General features: G+C 63.3%; 17 protein-coding genes and 1 tRNA gene. 11 read left to right on the plus strand and 7 right to left on the minus strand.

The features are described 5' to 3' along the window. The first annotated feature begins 7 nt into the window (after positions 1-7). Genes C3B44_RS02865 through C3B44_RS02875 form a run of 3 tightly spaced genes read left to right on the plus strand, consistent with a single transcriptional unit; the run spans position 8 to position 3899 of the window. Positions 8-1081: a potassium channel family protein gene (locus tag C3B44_RS02865; protein ID WP_108431047.1), complete on the plus strand. Its 1074-nt coding sequence runs from the start codon at positions 8-10 to the stop codon at positions 1079-1081. Further along, a complete protein-coding gene (locus C3B44_RS02870; protein ID WP_108431048.1) occupies positions 1078-1839 on the plus strand; it encodes an NAD(+) diphosphatase in 762 nt (253 codons plus the stop codon). The genes C3B44_RS02865 and C3B44_RS02870 overlap by 4 nt, the downstream gene beginning before the upstream one ends. Before the next feature lie 14 nt (positions 1840-1853). Then, positions 1854-3899 (plus strand): ATP-dependent helicase, encoded by a 2046-nt coding sequence (locus C3B44_RS02875; RefSeq protein ID WP_108431049.1) that lies wholly within the window; start codon positions 1854-1856, stop codon positions 3897-3899. Positions 3900-3917: 18 nt separating this feature from the next. Here the strand turns inward: C3B44_RS02875 and C3B44_RS02880 are convergent, their stop codons facing one another. Continuing rightward, positions 3918-4784 (minus strand): hypothetical protein, encoded by an 867-nt coding sequence (locus tag C3B44_RS02880; protein ID WP_108431050.1) that lies wholly within the window; start codon positions 4782-4784, stop codon positions 3918-3920. A gap of 50 nt (positions 4785-4834) precedes the next feature. Here C3B44_RS02880 and C3B44_RS02885 point away from each other — a divergent pair, with 50 nt between their 5' ends. Next, positions 4835-5332: a M48 metallopeptidase family protein gene (locus C3B44_RS02885; RefSeq protein WP_199222455.1), complete on the plus strand. Its 498-nt coding sequence runs from the start codon at positions 4835-4837 to the stop codon at positions 5330-5332. On the opposite strand, the gene C3B44_RS02890 is transcribed toward C3B44_RS02885, so the two are convergent. Next, complete coding sequence (locus tag C3B44_RS02890; protein ID WP_108431052.1) at positions 5329-6714, minus strand: zinc-dependent metalloprotease; 1386 nt, start codon at positions 6712-6714, stop codon at positions 5329-5331. The genes C3B44_RS02885 and C3B44_RS02890 overlap by 4 nt on opposite strands. Positions 6715-6796: 82 nt before the next feature. On the opposite strand from C3B44_RS02890, the gene C3B44_RS02895 reads away from it, so the two are divergent. After that, positions 6797-7888 (plus strand): YlbL family protein, encoded by a 1092-nt coding sequence (locus tag C3B44_RS02895; RefSeq protein ID WP_235840492.1) that lies wholly within the window; start codon positions 6797-6799, stop codon positions 7886-7888. 386 nt (positions 7889-8274) lie between these two features. Here the strand turns inward: C3B44_RS02895 and C3B44_RS02900 are convergent, their stop codons facing one another. Together C3B44_RS02900 and C3B44_RS02905 are read right to left on the minus strand one after the other, a co-directional pair. Continuing rightward, a complete protein-coding gene (locus C3B44_RS02900) occupies positions 8275-8970 on the minus strand; it encodes a hypothetical protein (RefSeq protein ID WP_108431053.1) in 696 nt (231 codons plus the stop codon). A 52-nt stretch (positions 8971-9022) separates the two neighbouring features. After that, positions 9023-9559, minus strand: a complete 537-nt coding sequence (locus C3B44_RS02905; protein WP_108431054.1) for a PPA1309 family protein — start codon at positions 9557-9559, stop codon at positions 9023-9025. 96 nt (positions 9560-9655) lie between these two features. Between C3B44_RS02905 and C3B44_RS02910 the strand changes: the two genes are divergently transcribed. From C3B44_RS02910 to C3B44_RS12155, 4 genes are all read left to right on the plus strand, one after another. Continuing rightward, the gene (locus C3B44_RS02910) at positions 9656-12673 is read left to right on the plus strand and encodes a UPF0182 family protein (protein WP_108431055.1); all 3018 of its coding nucleotides are present in this window, start codon (positions 9656-9658) and stop codon (positions 12671-12673) included. A gap of 257 nt (positions 12674-12930) precedes the next feature. Then, complete coding sequence (locus C3B44_RS02915) at positions 12931-14208, plus strand: SLC13 family permease (protein WP_412841959.1); 1278 nt, start codon at positions 12931-12933, stop codon at positions 14206-14208. A gap of 145 nt (positions 14209-14353) precedes the next feature. After that, a tRNA-Met gene (locus C3B44_RS02920) sits at positions 14354-14430 on the plus strand. 727 nt (positions 14431-15157) lie between these two features. Then, positions 15158-15919, plus strand: coding sequence for a helix-turn-helix domain-containing protein (locus tag C3B44_RS12155; protein WP_108431056.1), 762 nt, complete (start codon positions 15158-15160; stop codon positions 15917-15919). Positions 15920-15977: 58 nt separating this feature from the next. Here C3B44_RS12155 and C3B44_RS02935 read toward each other — a convergent pair whose 3' ends face one another. Next, on the minus strand, positions 15978-17222 hold the full coding sequence (locus tag C3B44_RS02935) for an IS256 family transposase (protein WP_108430557.1): 1245 nt from the start codon (positions 17220-17222) through the stop codon (positions 15978-15980). A gap of 205 nt (positions 17223-17427) precedes the next feature. Here C3B44_RS02935 and C3B44_RS11600 point away from each other — a divergent pair, with 205 nt between their 5' ends. Together C3B44_RS11600 and C3B44_RS12160 are read left to right on the plus strand one after the other, a co-directional pair. Further along, complete coding sequence (locus C3B44_RS11600) at positions 17428-17826, plus strand: hypothetical protein (RefSeq protein WP_158268680.1); 399 nt, start codon at positions 17428-17430, stop codon at positions 17824-17826. 73 nt (positions 17827-17899) lie between these two features. Continuing rightward, positions 17900-18232: a WhiB family transcriptional regulator gene (locus C3B44_RS12160; RefSeq protein ID WP_158268679.1), complete on the plus strand. Its 333-nt coding sequence runs from the start codon at positions 17900-17902 to the stop codon at positions 18230-18232. Positions 18233-18473: 241 nt separating this feature from the next. Here C3B44_RS12160 and C3B44_RS02945 read toward each other — a convergent pair whose 3' ends face one another. Together C3B44_RS02945 and C3B44_RS02950 are read right to left on the minus strand one after the other, a co-directional pair. Beyond that, on the minus strand, positions 18474-20027 hold the full coding sequence (locus tag C3B44_RS02945) for a class I SAM-dependent methyltransferase (protein WP_108431058.1): 1554 nt from the start codon (positions 20025-20027) through the stop codon (positions 18474-18476). A gap of 194 nt (positions 20028-20221) precedes the next feature. Continuing rightward, complete coding sequence (locus C3B44_RS02950; RefSeq protein WP_108431059.1) at positions 20222-20533, minus strand: hypothetical protein; 312 nt, start codon at positions 20531-20533, stop codon at positions 20222-20224. Positions 20534-20618: the final 85 nt, after the last annotated feature.

The following is a 20618-nucleotide window of genomic DNA, read 5'->3' on the forward strand; positions in this document are numbered from 1 at the left end:
AGCGAACATGAGCCAGCATTTTCGCGAGCGCTTCCGCGGTGACGTGGAACTCAGCGATCTTCCGGGTCACGCCCTCTTAAACGTCATCCGGATTCCTCACTCGGTGGCCTTAAGCCCTTGGGGGCTGATCGGGCGACGCCTTCTCTATGCGTTCATCCTGCTCATGGCCATCGCCGGGATCGTGTATATCGACCGTGACGGGTATACCAACCTGCGCACGTTCGTCGACGCCGTCTACTACTCGGCCGTGTCCCTCTCGACCACCGGCTATGGCGACATCGCCCCGGTCAGCCAGCGGGCCCGCCTCATCAACATCCTCGTGATCACCCCGGCCCGCGTGGCTTTCCTGATCCTCTTGGTCGGCACCACCTTGTCCGTGCTCACCGAGAACTCCCGCCGCACCTTACAGATCCAACGTTGGAGGAAAACCGTGCGTAACCACACCGTCGTCATCGGCTACGGCACCAAGGGCCGCTCCGCGGTGTCCGCCTTGCTTTCCGACGGCTTAAGCCCGAACCAGATCGTCGTCATCGACACCGACCGCGACGCCCTCGACCGAGCCGAGCGCCGCGGGCTCGTCACCGTCCAGGGCTCGGGCACTAAGGGCGATGTGCTCAAGATCGCCGGGGTGCCGAGGGCCCGCAGCGTCGTCGTCGCCCCGAGTTCCGACGACACCGCCGTGCTGGTCACCCTCTCCGTGCGGGAGATCGCCCCGAAGGCGATGATCGTCTCCTCGGTCCGCGAGGTCGAAAACCAGCACCTGCTCGAGCAATCGGGCGCCGATTCCGTCGTCATCTCCTCCGAAACCGCCGGCCGGATGCTGGGGCTGGCCACCGTGACGCCGACCGTCGTGGAGATGATGGAAGACCTCCTCAGCGCCGACGAGGGCTTCGCCATCGCCGAGCGCACCGTGATGGAAGACGAGGTCGGCGCCAACCCCCGCCACCTCGCCGACATCGTGCTCGGCGTGGTGCGCTCCGGCGAGCTCTACCGCATCGACTCGCCCGAATCCGAGGCCGTCGAACCCGGCGACCGGCTTCTATACATCCGCCGCACCACCGGACAGCAGGGGCGCGCATGAGTAATACCGCCCGTGACCTCGTCCTCATCAGCCCCGAGGGCTATATCCTCACCGACCACGGGCGCCCCACCACCGGCCAGCTCCCGGTCGATCCCGGCCGGCTCATCCGCGTCGACGAGAACACCTGGGCCGTCCGGCTTACCGATAGAGAAGACGCCGAGCTGCGCGACGCCGGGCTGGTACACACCGCAGCGCGTTCGCTTCTCGACGATCGCCGCATCGCTCGCGCCCTCGCCCTCGTGGACAACCGCGAGCGCGTGCTCTTCGACCCCCGCGACGGCTCGCCGGTGAGCTTCGATGCCGACAACATCGTCGCCCGCGGCGAGGGCGGGCCGATCTTCCCGCGCATTGACCCGGCCGTCATCGGGCTCATCACCGACCCGGATGATGAGTACCTGTTGCTCGGCCGCAAAGCCGGCGGCGAGTACTACTCCTTGATCGCCGGCTACGTCGAAGCCGGCGAGAACCTCGAGGAAGCCTTCTACCGCGAGGCCTTCGAAGAAACCGGCCGGCGCATCCGGAACATCATCTACCGGGGCAGCCAACCCTGGCCCATGGGTGGCTCCCTTATGGTGGGATTCGAAGCTATTACCGACGATCGCGACCCCCAAGCCGCCACCGACGGCGAGCTCGACGACGTCCGCTGGACCGACCGGCCAGGCCTCGATAACGTACCGCTGGCAGGCCCGGGCTCGATCGCTCGCAGCCTCATCGACGACTGGCGCAACCGCACAAACGAAGCCACCAACGAAAGCTAGAGTCCTTCAACACCGTGATCAACCTCGACGAACTCGATCCCGATCAGCGCGTGGCGGCCACCGCCCCACGCGGACCCGTGTGCATCCTCGCCGGCGCCGGCACCGGCAAAACCCGCACGATTACCTACCGCATCGCGCATCTCATCGACTCCGGCTTCGTCGGCCAGCACCGCGTCCTCGCGGTGACGTTTACTTCTCGGGCGGCGGGGGAGATGCGCGATCGCCTGGCGTCCATGGGGATCGGCGCGGTGCAGGCGCGCACCTTCCACGCCGCCGCGCTGCGCCAGCTGCGCTACTTCTGGCCCCAGGTGGCCGGCGATCTGCCCTGGACGCTCATCGATAACAAGTTCCCCCTGGTGGGGCGGGCCGCGCGCAGCATCGGTGTCGATTCCACGAAAGAAAACGTCCGCGACCTGCTCAGCGAGATCGAATGGGCCAAAGCCTCTTTGATCACCGCGGATGACTACGCGGAGAAGATCTCTGGCACCGATCGCACGCCCCCGATGGACCCAGCGAAAGTCGCCGAGGTCTACCGCCGCTACGAGCAGTCCAAGACCAGCTCCGAGGGCATGGCCTTAGATTTCGACGACCTGCTCCTCCACGTCGCCGGGGCCCTCGAGAACGCTCCTGCGGTGGCGGAGGAGTTTCGCTCGCAGTACCGCAGCTTCGTGGTCGACGAGTACCAGGACGTCACCCCGCTGCAGCAACGCGTCCTCAACGCCTGGCTGGGAGATCGCGACGACCTCACCGTGGTCGGCGATGCGAATCAGACGATCTACTCATTCACCGGCGCCAGCCCGCAGTATCTTTTGAACTTTTCGCGGACATACGACAACGCGACCGTCGTCAAGCTGCAACGCGACTACCGCTCGACCCCGCAGATCACCGGCCTCGCCAACACGGTGATCGGCCAGGCGAAAGGCCGCATCGCCGGCACCCGCCTGGAGCTGAGGGGCATGCGCGATAACGGCCCCGAGCCCAGTTTTGCCTCCTACGACGACGAGCCCACCGAGGCCCGCGAGGTCGCCGGGCGGATCCTCACCCTGCTCAACCAGGGCGTGCCCGCCAGCGAAATCGCGGTGCTCTACCGCATCAACGCCCAGTCGCAGGTCTTCGAGCAAGCGCTTGCCGATGCCGGCATCGTCTACCAAGTCCGCGGCGGCGAAGGCTTCTTCGAGCGCCCCGAGATCCAGCAGGCCATCCGGGAACTCACCCGCGCTACCCGCCGCGACGACCTTCCCGACGACCCCGTGCAGATCGCCCGCGCCGCCTTCGTGCCCCTGGGGCTGTCCGCCACCGAACCCGAGGGCGCGCAAGCCCGTGAGCGCTGGCAATCGCTCAATGCGCTCGTCGAACTCGTCGAAGAGATCGTGCGCACGGCGGAAGGCATCGACTTACCCGGCGTGCTGAAAGACCTGCGCCGGCGCGCCGAATCCAAACAGCCGCCCACCGTGGAGGGCGTGACCCTGGCCAGCCTGCACGCCGCCAAGGGCCTGGAGTGGGACGCGGTGTTCCTGGTCGGGCTCGTCGATAATACCCTGCCGATCTCACATGCGATCAAAGCCGGCGATAGCCAGATCGAAGAGGAACGCCGCCTGTTCTACGTCGGCATTACCCGCGCCCGCGAGCATTTGCATCTCTCGTACGCGCTCGCCCGGCAGGAGGGCGGACGCAAAACGCGTAGCCGCTCGCGCTTTCTCGACGGCATCGCGCCCGAGACCGCCGCCGAGGGTCCGAAGAGCCGGCGCGCGCGGCCGAAGCGCTGCCGCGAGTGCGGCAAACCGCTGAACTCTCCGGCGGATAAGGTGCTCGGACGGCACGAGAGCTGCCCGAGTGCCGCCGATAACGAAGTCTTCGAGGCCTTGCGCGCATGGCGGGCCGAGGAGGCGCGGGAACAAGGGGTGCCGGCGTATGTGGTCTTCTCCGATGCCACGCTCATGGCGATCGCCGAGGCGCTGCCCGGCAATGACAACGAGCTTCTCGACGTCTCCGGCATCGGTCCCGTCAAGGTGGAGAGATACGGCGCCGACGTGCTCGGCGTTTTATATCCGTTCCGCTGAGCTTGCGGTTTAAGCGTTTTAAGCCGCGCGCGACTGTTCCTCGGCCGCGAAGCACACCGGGCAGTTGTCGTGCCGGGCCAGCACGAAGGCGTGCCCGCGCGCCGGGGCATAAGGATCGATGAGCCGCACCTCCCCGGCCCGGGGAGGAGCGTGGGCGGTAGTGGTATAAATCTGGCCCGTGATCTGCAGCAACAGCCCCGTCAGTCCGGCCGCCGTGGCGGCTATCGCCACCGGGTCCTGGCGCAGCGTGCCCGGGGCCTGATCGATTTGGGTGGCCACTTGATGGAAGTGCTCGTCCTGATCCACCCAGTGCAGCTGCAGACACACCGGACACGGGCCTTCGTCGGCGATGCGCGCCGGGCCGACGATCCCGCGGGCGTCGTACGCGAGCACCGGGATGACGGTGGGCCGGTGTGTCAGCCACGTGATACAGCGCGCGAAATCGATAGCTGGGCGATCGACGATCACCAGCGGGGCGCCGGGGCAGATATCGGCGACGACCTCGTCTTCCGGCTCGCCGGGATAGGGGCGATGGACCCGGAAACCCGCCTCGCCGAGCTGGCGGGCACACGCTGTGGCCAGCGGACTGGTGCCGATGAGCACCACCGACGGCGAGCTGCGCTCCTGCAGGATGCCGTAGGTGAGGAGTTCGTCGATAAGCTCTTCGGCCACGAACCGGGACAAGCCGGCCTGCATCAGTCGGCGCAGCGCGCGCGGGCGGAGGGTCGGGCGGCGCAGGGCGGCCAGGGCCATGGCGAGGCGGCCGGGATCGGTGGTGGCGACGATGCCGGCGCGGGCCGAGTCGAGGCCGAATTGGACGGCGTCGTCGCCGCGGAGGAAGACGTCGGCGCCGGGGTGGAGGATGTATTCGTTGCGCGGTCTCATGTCTAGTATGGACTGCCATGACCGCTAGTGAGGTTCCGCTTCCCGAAGGTATCGCGCATATCGAGGTCATCCGCTCAGCGAAGCGGCGCAAAACCGTGCAGGCCCGCCTCGAGGGGGACACGGTCGTCGTGCGTATCCCCGCGCGGATGAGTCGGGCGGAGGAGAAGGAGGCGGTGGCGGAGATCGTCGCCAAGCTGCGGCGCAAAACCCACAACGCCGCGCCTTCGAACGCTGAGCTCGAGGCCCGCGCCCGCCGCCTCAACGACAAGCTTCTCGACGGCCGCGCCCGCATCAGCTCGATCCGGTGGGTGAGTAACCAAAACACCCGGTGGGGGTCGTGTTCGACCGCCACCGGGGATATCCGGATCAGTGACCGTTTAAAGAAGGTGCCTGACTACGTGTTGGATTCGGTTGTGGTGCACGAGCTGGTGCACACCTTCATCCCTGGCCACACCCGAGAGTTTCACGCGTGGGCCGATAGGGCGCCACAGGCGGAGCGGGCCCGCGGCTACTTGGAGGCCTATCAGCGCTGGGGCCCTAGCGCTTAGCGCTCGGTGCCTTCGTCGTCGTCCTTGTTGTCTTCCTCGTTGTCTTCTTGGCGCAGCATCTCCTCGAGCTTCGCGAACTCCTCGTCGAAGTTCTTATCCTCAGAGTCATCGAGCAGGCCGTCGATGAACTCGGCGGGGGCGTCGAGGTGCTCGGCGGCCGGCAAAAAGTCCGGGTGATCCCAGACCTTGTCGCGGCGTTCGATGCCCACCGCCACGGTGGAGCGGCGCCACAGCTCGACGGCGTCGGCGACCTTCGGGGCCGCGAACTCGATGCCGACGACCTTGGAGAATGCGTTTTCCGCGCTGCCGCCGGACGCCCGCCGGCGCTTCCACGCCTCGCTGAGCTGCTCCGCCGAGGGGATGCGCTCGCCGAGTGCCTCGTTGACGACGTACTCCGCCCAGCCTTCCACCAGCGCCAGCAGGGTCTCCAGGCGCGAGACCGCCGCCGCGTTGCGGGAGGTGATCCGCGGCGAGAGATCCATGCCCTGCAGCCGGCCGAGGGCCTCCTGCATAGCCTGCGGATCACCGGAGTCGAGGTTGAGCTCGCGGGTGGCTTCCTCGATGTGCGACGTATCAATGACCAGGCCCGCCGCGTATTCCTCCACCGAGGAGACGAGGCGTTCGACCAGCCACGGCACGTGCGTGAACAGGCGCTGGCGGGCGGCCTCGCGTGCCGCGATGTAGACCATGACCTCCTGGCTCGGCAGGTTCAGCTCGCGCGCCGCGCCCTGCACGTTCGCCGGCAGCAGGGCGATGGTGTTGTCGGGGGCGACCGGCAGGCCGAAGTCCGAGCCGGTGAGCGCCTGCTTCGCCAGGTCCCCCAAGGCGTGGCCCAGCTGCATGCCGAAGTTCATGCTGCTCATCTGCTGCATCATCTGCCCCATCGGGCCCATCATCTCGCGGGCCTCGGCGGGCAGCGCCTCCAGCTGCGCCTCATTCATGTGCTCCGCCACCGGGGAGACCATGCGCTTCCACTTCGGCAGGGTGTGCTCCAGCCAGTCCTGCGCGTTCCAGGCGGTCACGGTGCCGCTTACCGACGGCAACGTAGTCGCCTCATCCAGCCACAGCTCAGCCAGGCGGGTAGCTTCGGCGACGGCAGTGGCGTCCTGGGAGCTGGTCCGAGACACCGAGCCGATCTGCTGGCGGGCGATGCGGCCCGCTAGGTCATAGTTGACGGAGCCGCGGCCTTCCTCGGAGTTCATGGACGTGCCCATGCCGGAGAGCATCTGCCCGAACTGGTTGAGAATGTCCCCCAGACCGCCGGAGCCACCGCTACCGCCAGCACCGAAACCGAAGGCGCCGAACGGGTTCTGGTTCTGGTCGCGCCGACGATCGTCATCGTCGTCGTCGTTATTGAAGGAGAAACCGAATCCGTTACTCATGACCACCAATCTACCGGCCGGCTTGCGGGGCTGGCCACGTGTGTTGCAACGCTGTCAGCGAACACAGGTACGCTGAGACGTCGTGACCAAACCGCCAGCTACAGAGACCACCCCGTCCGCCCTCACCCGGCGGACCCGCACGCTTGCCTTAGGTGCCATCCCGGTTGTCGCCTTAGGCTCGCTCGCGGTCATGGATCACGTGCCCTTTACCGATATCTCGTTAACCGTGCCTTACGCGGCCGAAGGCCAAGGCCCGATGTTCGACACCCTCGGGGAGTTCGACGGCACCCCCGTCGTCGAGATCGACGGCACCAAGTCCGAAGACCCGGACGGCGAGCTGCACATGACCACCGTCTCGGTCCGCGCGAACATGACGCTCACCCAGGCGCTCGGGCGGTGGATCTTCTCCAATGACACCATCGTGCCCCTGGAGCAGGTCGTGCCCCCGAACCAATCGCCCGAAGAGGTCGAAGAAGCCAACCAGGCAGCGTTTACGATGTCGGAGGCGGCCGCGACCGTCGCCGCCATGAACTACCTCGGCTACGAGACCGAGGTCGTGGTCGCCGACACCATCGAGGGCTCACCTGCCGACGGGCAGATCGAAGCCAACGACATCATCACCGCCGTCGACGGCGAAAAAGTTACCGAGCCTAGCGAAGTCCAGGACTACGTCCGCGGCCAGGCGCCGGGCGAAGAGATCGAACTGACTGTGCGCCGCGGCGAAAAGGAGATTCCGGTGCCCGTGGTCCTTGGCGAGTCCGAGCAGGAGGAGGGCGTCGCGATGGTCGGCATCCTCATGAGCTCCCAGCCCGTCGAGGACATCGACGTCACCTACAACCTCCAGGAGGTCGGCGGCCCGTCGGCGGGCATGATCTTCTCGCTGGCGGTGATCGACAAGCTCTCGCCCGGCACCCTGACCGGCGACAACCGCGTGGCCGGCACCGGCACGATCGACGAAGACGGCAACGTCGGCCCGATCGGCGGCATCGTGCACAAGGTCGACGCCGCCGAAGACGAAGGCATCGAACTCTTCCTCGCCCCGAGCGCGAACTGCACCGAAGCGACCAGCCGGGATCACGGAGACATGGAGATCGCCGCCGTGGACACCCTCGACGATGCGATCAACGCCATGAAGGCCTACGACGCGGGCGAAGAGTTTCCGCGGTGTGAGTAGGTTTTGGGCTGGGTCGTTGGGTTCTGAGGTGGTCGGGTTCTGAGGTGGTCGGGTTCTGAGCTGGGGTTTTGCTTGGGTTGTTCAGCGCGGTCGAAAGGAGTCACCCCTAAAGGAGTCCTGGTTTCGACCGCGTGGGACTCCTTTCTGTAAGGGTGATTTCGACCAGCGATAGCGCAACATGTAGCTTCCGCAGATTGGCAGGGCGTGATACCCCTCCGTTCGGGCACGCCAGCCCCATGCGTCCCATTAGCCCTTTCCGCAAACTCTGAACATCCAGGGCGCTCTCTCCGCTCATGCCGCGATATCGCTTGTCGCCCAGAAAGGAGAGGGTGAATTCGACCAGCGATAGTGCAACATGCCGAGAAACCCCACAACAAGCGAACTGCTTAAGCCTCCTCGTCCTCCGGGGCCTGCGGAGTGGAGAGCTCGGTCGGTTCGGCGGCTTCTTCGTCGGAAAGCCCGTCGGGGTGGGCCAAGCCGAGCTCTTCGATGCGCTCTTCCGGCTCGACCTGGTCGGAGGAGACCATCTGCTGGGCGACGAGGCCGTTGTCGTTGTCGACGATAGTGATGACCGCGGTGGTGCCGAGCGTCGACCAGCCGACCACGAAGCGTCCGGTGTCGCGCACGATGCGGGAGCTGCGCAGCTCGGTGAGCAGCTGGGTCGTCGATGCCGCCTTCGAGCTCGACTCGAAGAGCTGGAACTGGCCGACCTCGTCGCCGGTGCACTCGTAGGAGTCCTCGATGCCGGTGCTGCTGCAGGAGTCGAACTCCTTCCACAGCTCTGCCGGCAAAAGGGGAGCGAAGATCTCGCGGGCGGTGTCGACACCCTCGCCGAGTTCGTCGTCGGCAGGCGTCGAGGTCTCAGAGTCAGCGGCCTCCGAGGCCTCAGCGGTTTCCGAGGACTCCGTCGTGGTCTCGCTCTCCTGATGCCGGGTAGTCGTCTCCTCGGCGCTCCTCGGCTGTGTGGGCTGGGTATCGGCAGGCTCCGCGTCGCCGGAGCAGGCGACGAGCGCGACAGATGCGACGGTGGCGACGAACCCGGTGACGAGCCGGCGCTTCAGCGGGGCAGGGGAGGAAACCACGGTCGAGACTCCTGGAAGGGTAGGCAAAAAGCGGGGGATTGTGGCTACTAGCTTATGCCACGTCATCGGGATCGAGCTCAAGACCATGGCGCAGCGCCGCGATCACCCCGGGCGCGACCCCGGGGCCACCGCGAAGGTCGATCTCATCTTCCGCGAAGGGGCCGCGCTCGGCGAGCTCTTCTTCGGTCGGGCGCAGCTGCAGCAGAGTCAGCTCGATGTCGCCGCCGCGCAGCACCCCGGAGAATAGGCGTGCCGGGCGTGGTTCGGTGTCGGGGCCGTCGGCGGTATCGCGGAAGCGGATCTCCTGGGCGAGGACCGCGCCGGAGACCTGCTGGGGCCAGGCGATGCGGGCACAGTAGTCGACGAGCTCGTCGCTACCTGCCGGGAGGTTGTCCGGCAGGGTGTCCTGGACGACGAGGGTGAGGGGTTTGTCGTCGAGATCCGCCGGGTCGAGGGTGTCAATGAGCAGGCGGCTTTCGACGAGCCCGAACAGCGTTGGCGGCGCCTCCCAACCTTCGGCGTGGACGAATTCGACTGCTTCGCGCATGGCGGCGTTGAGCGCCCGCTGTGACTGATCGGTCCCCGGCATAAATTCCGGCCCCTCCTTTTGGCTTTGTGGTGGGAATGCTTAGAGTAGAGGACTATAGTGCCTCGCCCGCCACAACTTAGATAAAGGAGCAGGGTCTTGACGACCGGAACCTCCCTGTCCCCCTCGGCCAAGCGGCCCACTCGCGCGTTGAGTTGGATCATTGGCATCATCGCCGCCGTCCTCATCTTCTTGCCGATGCTTGTCGGCATCTACACAGACTGGCTCTGGTTCGGCGACCTCGAATTCCGTGGTGTTTTCACCATCACGTACGTGACCCGGATCGTCTTGTTCTTCGTCTTCGGCCTCATCGCCGCGGGCATTACCTTCCTCGCCGCGTACTTCACGTGGCGCGGTCGGCCGAAGGACATGGACGCCTTCGACGTGAACTCGCCGGTCGCGCAGTACCGGCAGAACATCGAGAAGTCGGTGCGGGGCTTGCTGGTCTTTTTGCCGATCGTCATCGGCGTGATCGCCGGCTTCATCGGCCAGGGCACCTGGCGTTCCGTGCTCATGTTTATCAACGGCGGCGAGTTCGGCGAGACCGACCCGCAGTTCGGGCGTGACTACGGCTTCTACGCCTTCACCCTGCCGGTACTGCAAATCGTTGCCTCCACCCTCGGGCTTTTGCTGATCATCGCGTTCCTCATCGCACTGGTCGGCCACTACCTGCTCGGCTCGATCCGCATCGGCAACCGCGCTGCGGGTGTGCAGGGCAACGTCTCGAAGCCGGCACGCATTCAGCTCGCCGTCACCGCGGGCCTGTGGATGCTCGTGCAGGTCTTTACCTACTGGCTCGAGCGCTACGGCCTGCTCTACACGGAGCACGACATCTTCACCGGTGGTGGCTACACCGACATCAACGCGGTGCTGCCCGCCAAGATCATTCTCATGGTCATCGCGGTCGTTGTTGCCGCGGCGTTCTTCTTCTCCATCGTCTACAAGGACCTGCGCGTGCCGGGGCTTGCCGTGGTGCTGCTCGTGCTGTCCGCCGTGGTGCTGGGGACGGTCTGGCCGCTGATCGTCGAGCAGTTCTCCGTCCAGCCGAACCGCCAGGCCAAGGAGGCCGAGTACATCGGCCGCAACATCGAGGCCACCCGCTACGCCTACGGCGTGACGGACGAAGAGGTCACCTACCTCGAGGACTGGGGTGCGGGCCCGGTGGACGACGACGTCGTCGCCAACGACGAGAACACCATCAACAACCTGCGCCTTCTGGACCCGGACATCCTGTCGCCGACGTTTACCCAGATGCAGCAGCTGCGTAACTTCTACGGCTTCCCGGAGCAGCTGCAGATGGACCGCTACGAGGTCGACGGCGAGATGCGTGACTACGTCGTCGCCGCGCGTGAGCTCGACCCGAACTCCCTGCGCGAAAACCAGCTCGACTGGATTAACCGCCACACCGTCTACACCCACGGCAACGGCATCGTCGCCGCGCAGGCCAACACCGTCGACGAGGCGCCGCAGGACGCCGGCTCCACCCGTGGCGGCTTCCCGGTGTTCACCGTCTCGGACCTGCAGTCGCAGGAGAACGAAGAGGCCGAGGAGCTCGGCATCGTCGTCGACGAGCCGCGCGTCTACTTCGGCCCCGTGATCGCCTCGGCGACGGACGGCAACGACTACGCCGTCGTCGGCGACGTCGGACTTGGCCCCGTCGAGTACGACACCGACACCTCCACCTACACCTACAACGGTGAAGGCGGCGTTGATATCGGCAACTGGATCAACCGCATCGCCTACGCGCTGAAGTACCAGGAGATCAACCTGATTCTCTCCGATCGTGTCGGCGGCGAGTCGAAGATACTCTACGACCGTGACCCACGCGAGCGTGTCGAGCGCGTCGCCCCGTGGCTGACCGCCGACTCCGAGACCTACCCGGCGGTGATCGACGGCCGCATCAAGTGGATCGTCGATGGCTACACCACCTTGAGCGAGCTGCCGTACTCCGAGCAGACCTCGCTGTCGGATACCACCCAGGACACCCTGAACCCGGACGGCACCACCCAGCGCCTCATCAACGACCAGGTCGGCTACATCCGCAACTCGGTGAAGGCCACCGTCGACGCCTACGACGGCACCGTCGAGCTCTACGAGTTCGATACCGAAGACCCGGTCCTAGACGCCTGGATGGGCGTGTTCCCGGACACCGTGAACCCGGAGAGCGAGATCTCCGACGAGCTGCGCGAGCACTTCCGCTACCCGATGGATCTCTACCGTGTCCAGCGCGAGATCCTGGCGCGCTACCACGTCGATGACCCGCAGGTCTTCTTCAGCAACGACGCCTTCTGGTCCGTTCCGGGAGATCCGACCGCTGCCGGCGATCAGCAGGACCTACCGCAGCCGCCGCACTATGTCGTGGCCGCGGACCCGCAGAACCCGGAGGAGACCTCCTTCCAGCTAGTCACCCCGTACCGGGGTCTGCAGCGTGAGTTCCTCTCCGCGCACATGACGGTGACCTCCGACCCGCACAACTACGGCGACATTACCGTGCGCGTCTTGCCGACGAACACCCAGACCCAGGGCCCGCGCCAGGCACAGGACGCCATGCTCTCGTCTGACCAGGTCGCCCGCGACCGCACCCTGTGGGAGGGCACCAACGACCTGTTCTACGGCAACCTGCTGACCCTGCCGGTCGGCGGCGGTGAGATTCTCTACGTCGAGCCGATCTACTCGCAGCGTTCCGACCAGGACTCCGCCTTCCCGAAGCTGCTGCGCATGCTGGTCTCCTACAAGGGCCGCGTGGGCTACGCGCCGACGATCGGCGAGGCCCTCGAGCAGGTGGGCATCGACTCCGCGGCCGCCCAGGAGGTCGTCGGCGAGCCGACCACCGCCGGCAGCGCCACCGACCCGTCGAATATCGACGCCGACGTCCCCGAGGGCGACGAGGCCCCGCTGGAGGACGAGGAAGCCACGGGTGACGACGACGCCGAGACCACCGGCCCGACGCCGCCAGCAGGTGGCAGCGGCGCTGAGGGCGAGGCCATCGAGAACATCAACGAGGCTCTGCGCGGCCTCGAGGAAGCCCAGAACGGTAGCTTCGAGGAGTACGGCCGAGCACTCGATGAGCTCGACGACGCTGTCGCCGAGTATCAGAACATGGTGGGCAACAACTAGGCGCTAGCATCTGAGTGCTCCATGAGAAAGCGGTGCGGGAAAGTGATCTTCCCGCACCGCTTTTTGCGGTACGCTCTGTCGGAAATTGGAAGAACATTCAAGGGCCGACATGACAGAGATGCATTCCGCCGTTCAACGTAACTGGCGGTTGGTGTTTGCCGGCCCGATGCCGTCGCTGGCATCGCGTTGTGGATGGCTACGTGGTGGATGGCCGATCCCGGTGACCTCGCTCTTGCCTCTGGTCCTCTTCCCCCCTGGTGGGCGCCGGCACGATGGAGGAGGTAGCCTCACCGTACGCGAACTCGGTCGTTTTCCTCGTGATGGGTGGTGTCATCTTCGGCCTGGCTACCGAGAAGTCGCGGCTGCATCTGCGAGTCGCGCTACTGACCGTGCGGTTGGTGGGTACCAAGCCGTCGCAAATTGTTCTGGGGCTGATGATCGCCTCGGCGTTTATCTCTGCGTGGGTCTCCAATACCGCGACCGCAGTGATCATGGTGCCCATCGCCTCGTCCATCATCCAGCTAGTGCGCAGCGTGGACGCACAGGCGGCGGGAAAGAAGTTCTCGGCAGCGATGCTTCTAGGCGTGGCCTACGGCGTGACGATCGGCTCGACGGCCACCGTGATCGGCCAGACGCCGATGGCGTTGATGAAGGCTTACCTGCTGGAATCCCAAGACTTCGATCTCGGGTTCGGCCAGTGGATGGTTATCGGTGTTCCCTGGGCGATCGTCATGCTGGCAATCGCCTGGTTGGTGCTCACGAAGCTTGTCTTCCGGCCCGAGATCGACGAGATCCCGAGAGGCCGCGGCATGATCGACGCCGAGTACGCGGAACTCGGCCAGATGACGCCGCCGGAAAAGCGCGTTGGTGTGATCTTCCTCGTCGCGATCTTCTTCTGGGTGGTCATGCCCTTCGTGGCTGACATCGAGAAGGTCCAGAACAGTCTGCCGTTTTTGGCGAACATTAGCGACGCACAGGTGGCCATCGCCGCAGCCGTGGCGTGTTTCATCGTGCCGGCTGGCGGCCCGGAGGATCGCCATAGTGGGGGTGCGTTGTTGAGCTGGTCCGCTTCTCGCGAGATTCCTTGGGGTCTCCTGTTGCTCTTCGGCGGTGGGCTCTCGCTGTCAGCGATGTTCACCGCGACGGGACTGTCGGACTGGATCGGCGAGCAGGTCTCTGCCCTCGATACGATGCCGAACTGGGTGATCGTTGTGGTGGTGATTGTGGTGGGCCTAGCGCTCACCGAACTCACCTCGAGCACAGCGACGGCAGCCGCGTTCTTCCCGATCTTCGGGGCTGTGGCGATCGGCGTCGGGATGGATCCGCTGTTCATGACTATCGCCGTCACACTGGCCGTCTGCTCTGCGTACATGCTCCCGGTGGCGACGCCTTCTAACGCCGTTGCCTTCGGATCTGGTGAGATCTCGATCAAGCAGATGGTTCGGGTAGGCCGGTGGCTCAACGGAATCTCTTTAGTGCTGGTAATGGTTGCGCTCTACACAGTCGTTCCTATGGTGTTCGGAGTATCGATGTAGAACTATGCGGAAAACGCACTGTAAAAAGCCGTGTGCCCTGGCGATTTGGTGCCTCATGGTGTCATCTGTAAAGTATCTCCATGTCGCCGGGACATGATGAATGAACATCAGGTTGCGGCACGGTGAATTGAAGAAGGTCACCCGACGCGGGGTGGAGCAGCTCGGTAGCTCGCTGGGCTCATAACCCAGAGGTCGTAGGTTCGAATCCTGCCCCCGCTACCATCTTCTTCGAATCCCCCTCTTCGGAGGGGGATTCTTCATTTTCCACCGGGGTATCGACTCGACGGGGAAGAAGATCGGCGACTTCCAGGCCGAAGAAGTCAGCCGTGGCGAAGAGTTCCTCAACTGACCATTTCGAGTTTCCATAAACCTTATTGCTCACCGAAGCGCCGGTAACACCCAACACCTCACCTAGCTCCTTGCGGGTCTTTCGGTGCATGAACATCAGTTGGTCCACTTTTGCCCCAATTGCGGCGTCTGCGCTCATCGTTGTGCGTAAAACTTTCATGCCTGAAGAATATCCAAAGAGCCGATATAACGCAATGAATGCAAGGAACGCTTGCAAATCGCGGTTTTGCAAACTATAGATAGTTGCATGGATGTAAGAAAAACTAACGAACGACGAGGAAATTGGCTTTCTCCTCGGGAGTTCGGCGAGCAGCTGCCGGGCTCCCCCTCGGCTCAGACTATTCGAGACTGGTGCACTAAGGGGCTGATTCCAGGCGCTGTCCGGACACCTACAGGACGATGGCAAATTCCATCGTCGGCACGAGAGTCTCTAGTGGAGGGGATCGGGGCCTGATGGAAAAGAGAATAAGTAATGCCCCTGCGGCTAACAGGGGCACTGAAAGCAACTCAACTGGCTGGTTGATGTTGACGTGGTCATCATCCCAAATGTGTCTCGTCTCGTCAACCCCTTTTCATTCGAGAAGCGTGGGGAGGCTTGGGGATGAGCGTTAAGGCCGTTTCTTGGGTCCTTGACGACCTTCAAGGGTTGAAGCAAGGCCCATCGTTGGTGATGTTGGCTCTGGCGGATTTTGCAGATGAACGCAACTCCTGCTTTCCGGGCCAGGACAGGATTGCTGCGCGTGCGCGGTGTTCGAAGCGTTCGGTCATTTCGCATTTGAAGGAGTTGGAGGAGCTCGGCCTGATCTCAGTGGAGCGTCGAACCTATAGCAACGGCACGGGCTCCATCCGGCGGACGTCGAATCGCTATGTTTTGTATCTGGACAAGGCATATTCTGTCGAAGATGCAAAATCTGCACCTACGAGGAAACGTGCTGGTCACGCCGAACGTGCAGAATTTGCACCTACGAGTCTCGAAGGTGCAAAAAACCCTACCTCGAAGGTGCAACCCGTTGCACTTAATGAACCCCCAGTTATAGAACCACCAGCCCTCCCCCCAACCCCCCAAGTGGCCGAGGGGACGGCTGCGCCGTCTGGGGCCGAGCCTGCCGGCTCGGCAGGGGAGGGGGGTTCTCTCCAGTGGACGAATCGGCTTGCCGCGATTTCGCTTGCGCTCATCGGGCAAGGCCGCCTGCCGGAGGGGGTGACCGACGACGAGTTGGTTCAGGTTCGCGCTCTCCAGGCGGCGACGTCGGATGAAAACGCTGATGGCGTGGGTTTTTCTGTGTCTGACGAGGATGTAATTACGCCGGTGGAGTCTTCTGGAGGGTCAAGTCCGCGGGAGTGGTGTATCTGTCCTTCCTGAATCATTGGAATCTAGTGGAGGGGGTGTCGGGGACCGGCGCGGGCTGGGTTGCTGTGCATTAGGCCGCTCCCTCGGTCGTGACGGTGTTGCTCGCGTCGACGGTGTTGGCGACGATAAGCTTTCGGGTTTGTTCCAGGCTTGCCAGTGACATGTAGCGCTTTTGTTGAATCCAATCATCATGCTGCTCGGCGAGCACTGCCCCGACGAGTCGTACTACCGCGGCCCGATTGGGGAAGATGCCGACAACGTCAGTACGCCGGCGGATTTCCCGGTTGAGTCGTTCCGTCGGGTTATTCGACCACACCTTCGTCCACACAGCTTTCGGCGTGTTCGTGAACGCTAAGATCTCATCCAACGACTCTTCCACGTATCCGGCTACTTCTGGGAAACGCTGGTGACAGAACTCTACTACTTCCCGGGCTTGGTCCCACGTGGACCTGGCGTCGGCTTGCTGAAAAATGGAATGAAACATCCCCGACAACGTCGTCCACCCGCGCTTGGAAACTTTCGAGGAAAGGTTCTTGGCAAAATGCGTTCGGCACCGCTGCCAACCGGCAGTAGGAAGAACTTGGCCGACAGCGGCCTGGATACCCAGGTGGGCATCACTAGTGACGAGGTAGACTTCACCAAGTCCGCGGGCTTTTAAGTCCTGGAAGAACCCGGTCCAAGATTCCACGGACTCTGATGTTGCTACTTGCATGCCCAAAAGCTCCCGGTAGCCGTCGTTATTGACACCGGTGGCAATAAGCACGCTGGTCGTGACTACCCGTCCGCCTTCACGAACTTTCATGGTCACCGCATCACAGGACAGGTAGTAGTACGGGCCCTGATCAAGCGGGCGGGTTCGAAACTCCTCGACCATGATGTCGAGTTCTTTGGCCATGTCAGAGACCTGGGACTTCGACAGGTTGGTGATCCCCAGTGTTGCGACCAGGTCGTTCATCCTGCGGGTGGAGACACCCTTTAAGTAGCAGGTGGCGATCACTGTGGTCAGGGCCCGTTCGGTTCTGCTGCGTCGTTCCACAAGCCAATCAGGAAAGAAGCTCCCGGTGCGTAGTTTTGGGATAGCGACGTCAATGGAGCCGACACGGGTGTCGAGTTGGCGGTGACGGTAGCCATTGCGGGTGTTGGTGCGCTGCGGAGAAACAGTGGCGTAGTCAGCACCGCAGACGCTGTCGGCCTGAGCCGAGAGGATTTGGTTGATGAAGTCCGAGAGCATTTGGCGCATCAAATCTGGGGACGCTTGAGTCAGTAGCTCTTCGAGATACGCGGTCGGATCGATATGATGAGGGTCAGCGGCCATCGCAGGGTACTTCCTTTCGAGGATAGGTAGAAGTTGATTCGAAAGGTACCCGCGATGGTCGCCTTCATGCACACCGGCACAAGACTTACCGCGGGCTACAGATACACCACGCTAACGGACGCAACCTTCTGGAGACGTCGCTGCTGCTGAGGCGGATGCCCAGGTGGAGCTGTCTCGGCAGGTGCTTCCCGCTCCCATGCAGGCCATGGGGCCGACTCACCTGGCCAAGGTGGGCGGTGAGCTTGCGAAACGGCTGGAAGCTGGGTGGCTGCCAGAGCAAATTACCGCGATTCTGGCTTCTCGCCAGCTGCCCAGCCAAGTCCGCAACCTGGTGGCGCTGGTTCTTGCTCGACTGCGTGACGATGTGCCGGTTGACCAGCCCCCTCCGGCAGGTACCGACTGGTCAGCCGAGCCGTCAGATAGTCCGTCGTCGCAGCGGTGGTCGTACACCTTGCCGGATGGTCACGTGATCACCCGCAAGGACTTGGATTGCGGCTTGCTGGCCATCGACTTCAACCATGCTCGCCAGTCCGGTAACTGGTCAGGCGATGACCGTATGGATTTCGCTGTCGCCGTCGGTATCGAGCGCTACCTCTCGTCCTAACCCCAACACACCCCGTGTGCGCGGCATTCTCGTCGGCGCATATCAACGACTCAACGAAAGGATTGGTGCAGTCATGAGTGCAGGTCATGATCGCCACTCAGGTCCCTACTACTTCCCACCCGAACCCCTCCCGCGACCTTTGATTGAGGAGGGACTGTGCTCCGTCGACGGCGTGTGGCCAGACGGTCTGTGGGACTTCTCCGTCGCCAACGAATCGCTGCGTCAGCGTAAGGAACGCCGAGCCTTAGCGGTGACGGTGTGCAAGCAGTGCTCCGTGCAACAACTGTGCGCTGACTACGCGGCACGCAATCGCCAGTGCGGCGTGTGGGGTGGCACGGTTTTTCACCCCTCTCGGACGGAGGGAGGTGAAGACAAGTGGGAAAACGCGGACGCTCCCGCCGCATAGCGAGAGCGCCCGGGGCACCGTGCAGGGGTGCCCCGGCAAGCATATCGCACTTCGTTTCTTCCCCGGGAACGGCGTATTTGCGCAGCTTGTTTGGGGGTTGACTGTGATTTTCCATCCACGCACTCTAAGAGACGTGTTGATCTGACATGTGTCGACATGCCCGGGTTTTGTTGAACTCAAGGAGATAGAAAGAATGCACTCATACAAGAGGGTCCGAGCCGCCATGGCGGTCGCCGTCGCGTCATCGCTGGCGCTGCCAGGCTTCGCGGTCGCTGATGAAAAACCAGCCGAGGAAGCGAGCGCTGCGGTCTGTGGGCTGTTCGCCGTCGATGCGTTTGCGGAAGACGAGGATGTCGGTGCCGACATCTGTTCCAGCGACATCGCGGAAGGCTCCGGCCGGCAGACGTGTAGCAGTGACGAGATCGGCGCGGGCGATCATGTCTTGGCGCGCATCTGAACTGAGTGAATCCGAGGTGAAAGAGCTGGTAACGACGGCGACGTAGCCACCAGGTTGAACGAGGTTGAGGGATTTGACGATGAAGTGATTGTGGATGGAGTGGGATTCAGGATTGTGTTGGGGGTCGTGGAGGCGGAAGTCGCCGAAGGGCACGTTACCTATGGCGGCGACGAAACTTTCATCTATCGGTTGAAACCGCTCGAAACCGCTGTTGACAATGTGGGCATCGGGGTAGAGCTGTCGGGAAATGCTGGCTGCGATGGGGTCGATTTCGACACCGACGACGTCGGCTGTGTGTGGCGCGTGGGCGAGGAAGTTGCCCGTGCCGGACCCGGGTTCTAGGACTGGGCCGTCGGTATATCCAGCGGTGGTTAGCGCACTCCACAGCGGGCGGATGATCTCGTCACTTGTGAAAAAAGCGGTTAGGGTGGCTGCTTCCATGCGGCGGTATTCGTCTGGGGTCGTTACCGCTGCCAGTCGCTCACGGAGGTCAGTGTAGGAGGTGTCCGCGCGGTTGAATATGGCCGACGCTGCGCCCCAGCTGGTGTAACCGGCCAGAACCTGCTGTTCGTCGGCGGTTGCCCAGCGCTGGTCAGTTTCGAGCTGGCGGAGTAGCTCGATTGCAGCGATATTTGCTTCAGCGCGACCTCTGACTCCTTGCGGGATGGGTAGACGGTTCTGAGGGTCAAAAGTAACCGGATCAGGGTGAGGAGTGGATTCGGTCGAGGTATCAAGGTCGGCAGTATCCTCTGTCAGAGGATCGATCTCACCTGGCGATAGAGTGATCGCACCTCTTTCGGCTTCATACCGGTGTCGGGCTTCTTCTTGGGTCAGGCCTAGCTGCTTGATCAGCAGGGTTTGGTAGTCCTGGGCGAGAGAGTCTACGACTGCTTGGACGGTGCCGGTGGGGTCGAGTTCGAGGTGGGCCAGGTGGTATTGCTCTGGTCCTGTTCCCCAGGGGACAATACTGAGGGGCTGGCCTTCGCGTGGAGCAATGGGTTCGAGCCCCCGGGGTTGGGTTCGTACGAGGCGACGGCGCGAGAGTTCTGCAAGGTAGGCATTGTGAATGAGGTGACTGCGATCGCTTCCCTCCAGCCCAGCTTCCTCGAAGTCTCTGACGGCCTGGAAATAGGCGTCAGCGAGTTCTTCGTTGCCGAGGGTTTTAGCATGATCGTTGAGTCTGTCTTTGCCTTCGTCCGAGATGAAGATGCCCGCTCCTCCGCCAATGTCGGTGAGAGTGAGGGCTAGGCGCTTTTCGGGCTGAGATTCTGCGGTGCCCTGCAGGATGTCGAACAGGGAAAGTTGGTTCTCGTTCGTGCGGGGTTGACGCCTCGCCATGCTCGATCTCCTGTCTGGTTACGCGGTGGGTGTGGGATTAGCGTAACCAATGAAGTGGCGCGTGTTGGGCGGTCGATGCCGGTATTAAGTCCCAGCTAAATAGCCCTTTCTGATGTTTCAGAAAGGGCCTGGGTAGAGCGTTAGATACGGCTTGCCGGGAAACTGGTTTTACGGCAATGCGGTTTGCCGGTTAGTTACCAGCCGTCCTCGCCTGCTTCGACCTTGCGGGCAGTCAGTTCGCGGATTGGGGCATTGAACCGTTCTTCCATTTCTTCTTCAGCGCGGATTTGGGCCTGCTGCCACAACTCGCCCGTCACTTCGCCTGGTCGGATTCCTTGGGCTTCCGGGTGCTCGTTGTGCCATTGGTTGGTGAGGTGGGTGAAGTGGATGTCGATTCGCTCGCCTATGGCATCGACAGTGTCGTGGTAAGCGTTGTCGATTGCGGCGTCGTCGGTGGGCAGCCCAAGTTCTTTGTGAGCGGCTCGGATGGTGCCTCGGTCAATCATGGTGGTGTCCTTTCCTGTCGGCGGTTACAAGTATCGCAGTTTGAGCGGAAGTGGTTCCCTTAAATCAATGCCCGGGTTTCTGGTA

This window comes from Corynebacterium yudongzhengii (assembly GCF_003065405.1).
GTDB classification, from domain to species: Bacteria; Actinomycetota; Actinomycetes; order Mycobacteriales; family Mycobacteriaceae; genus Corynebacterium; species Corynebacterium yudongzhengii.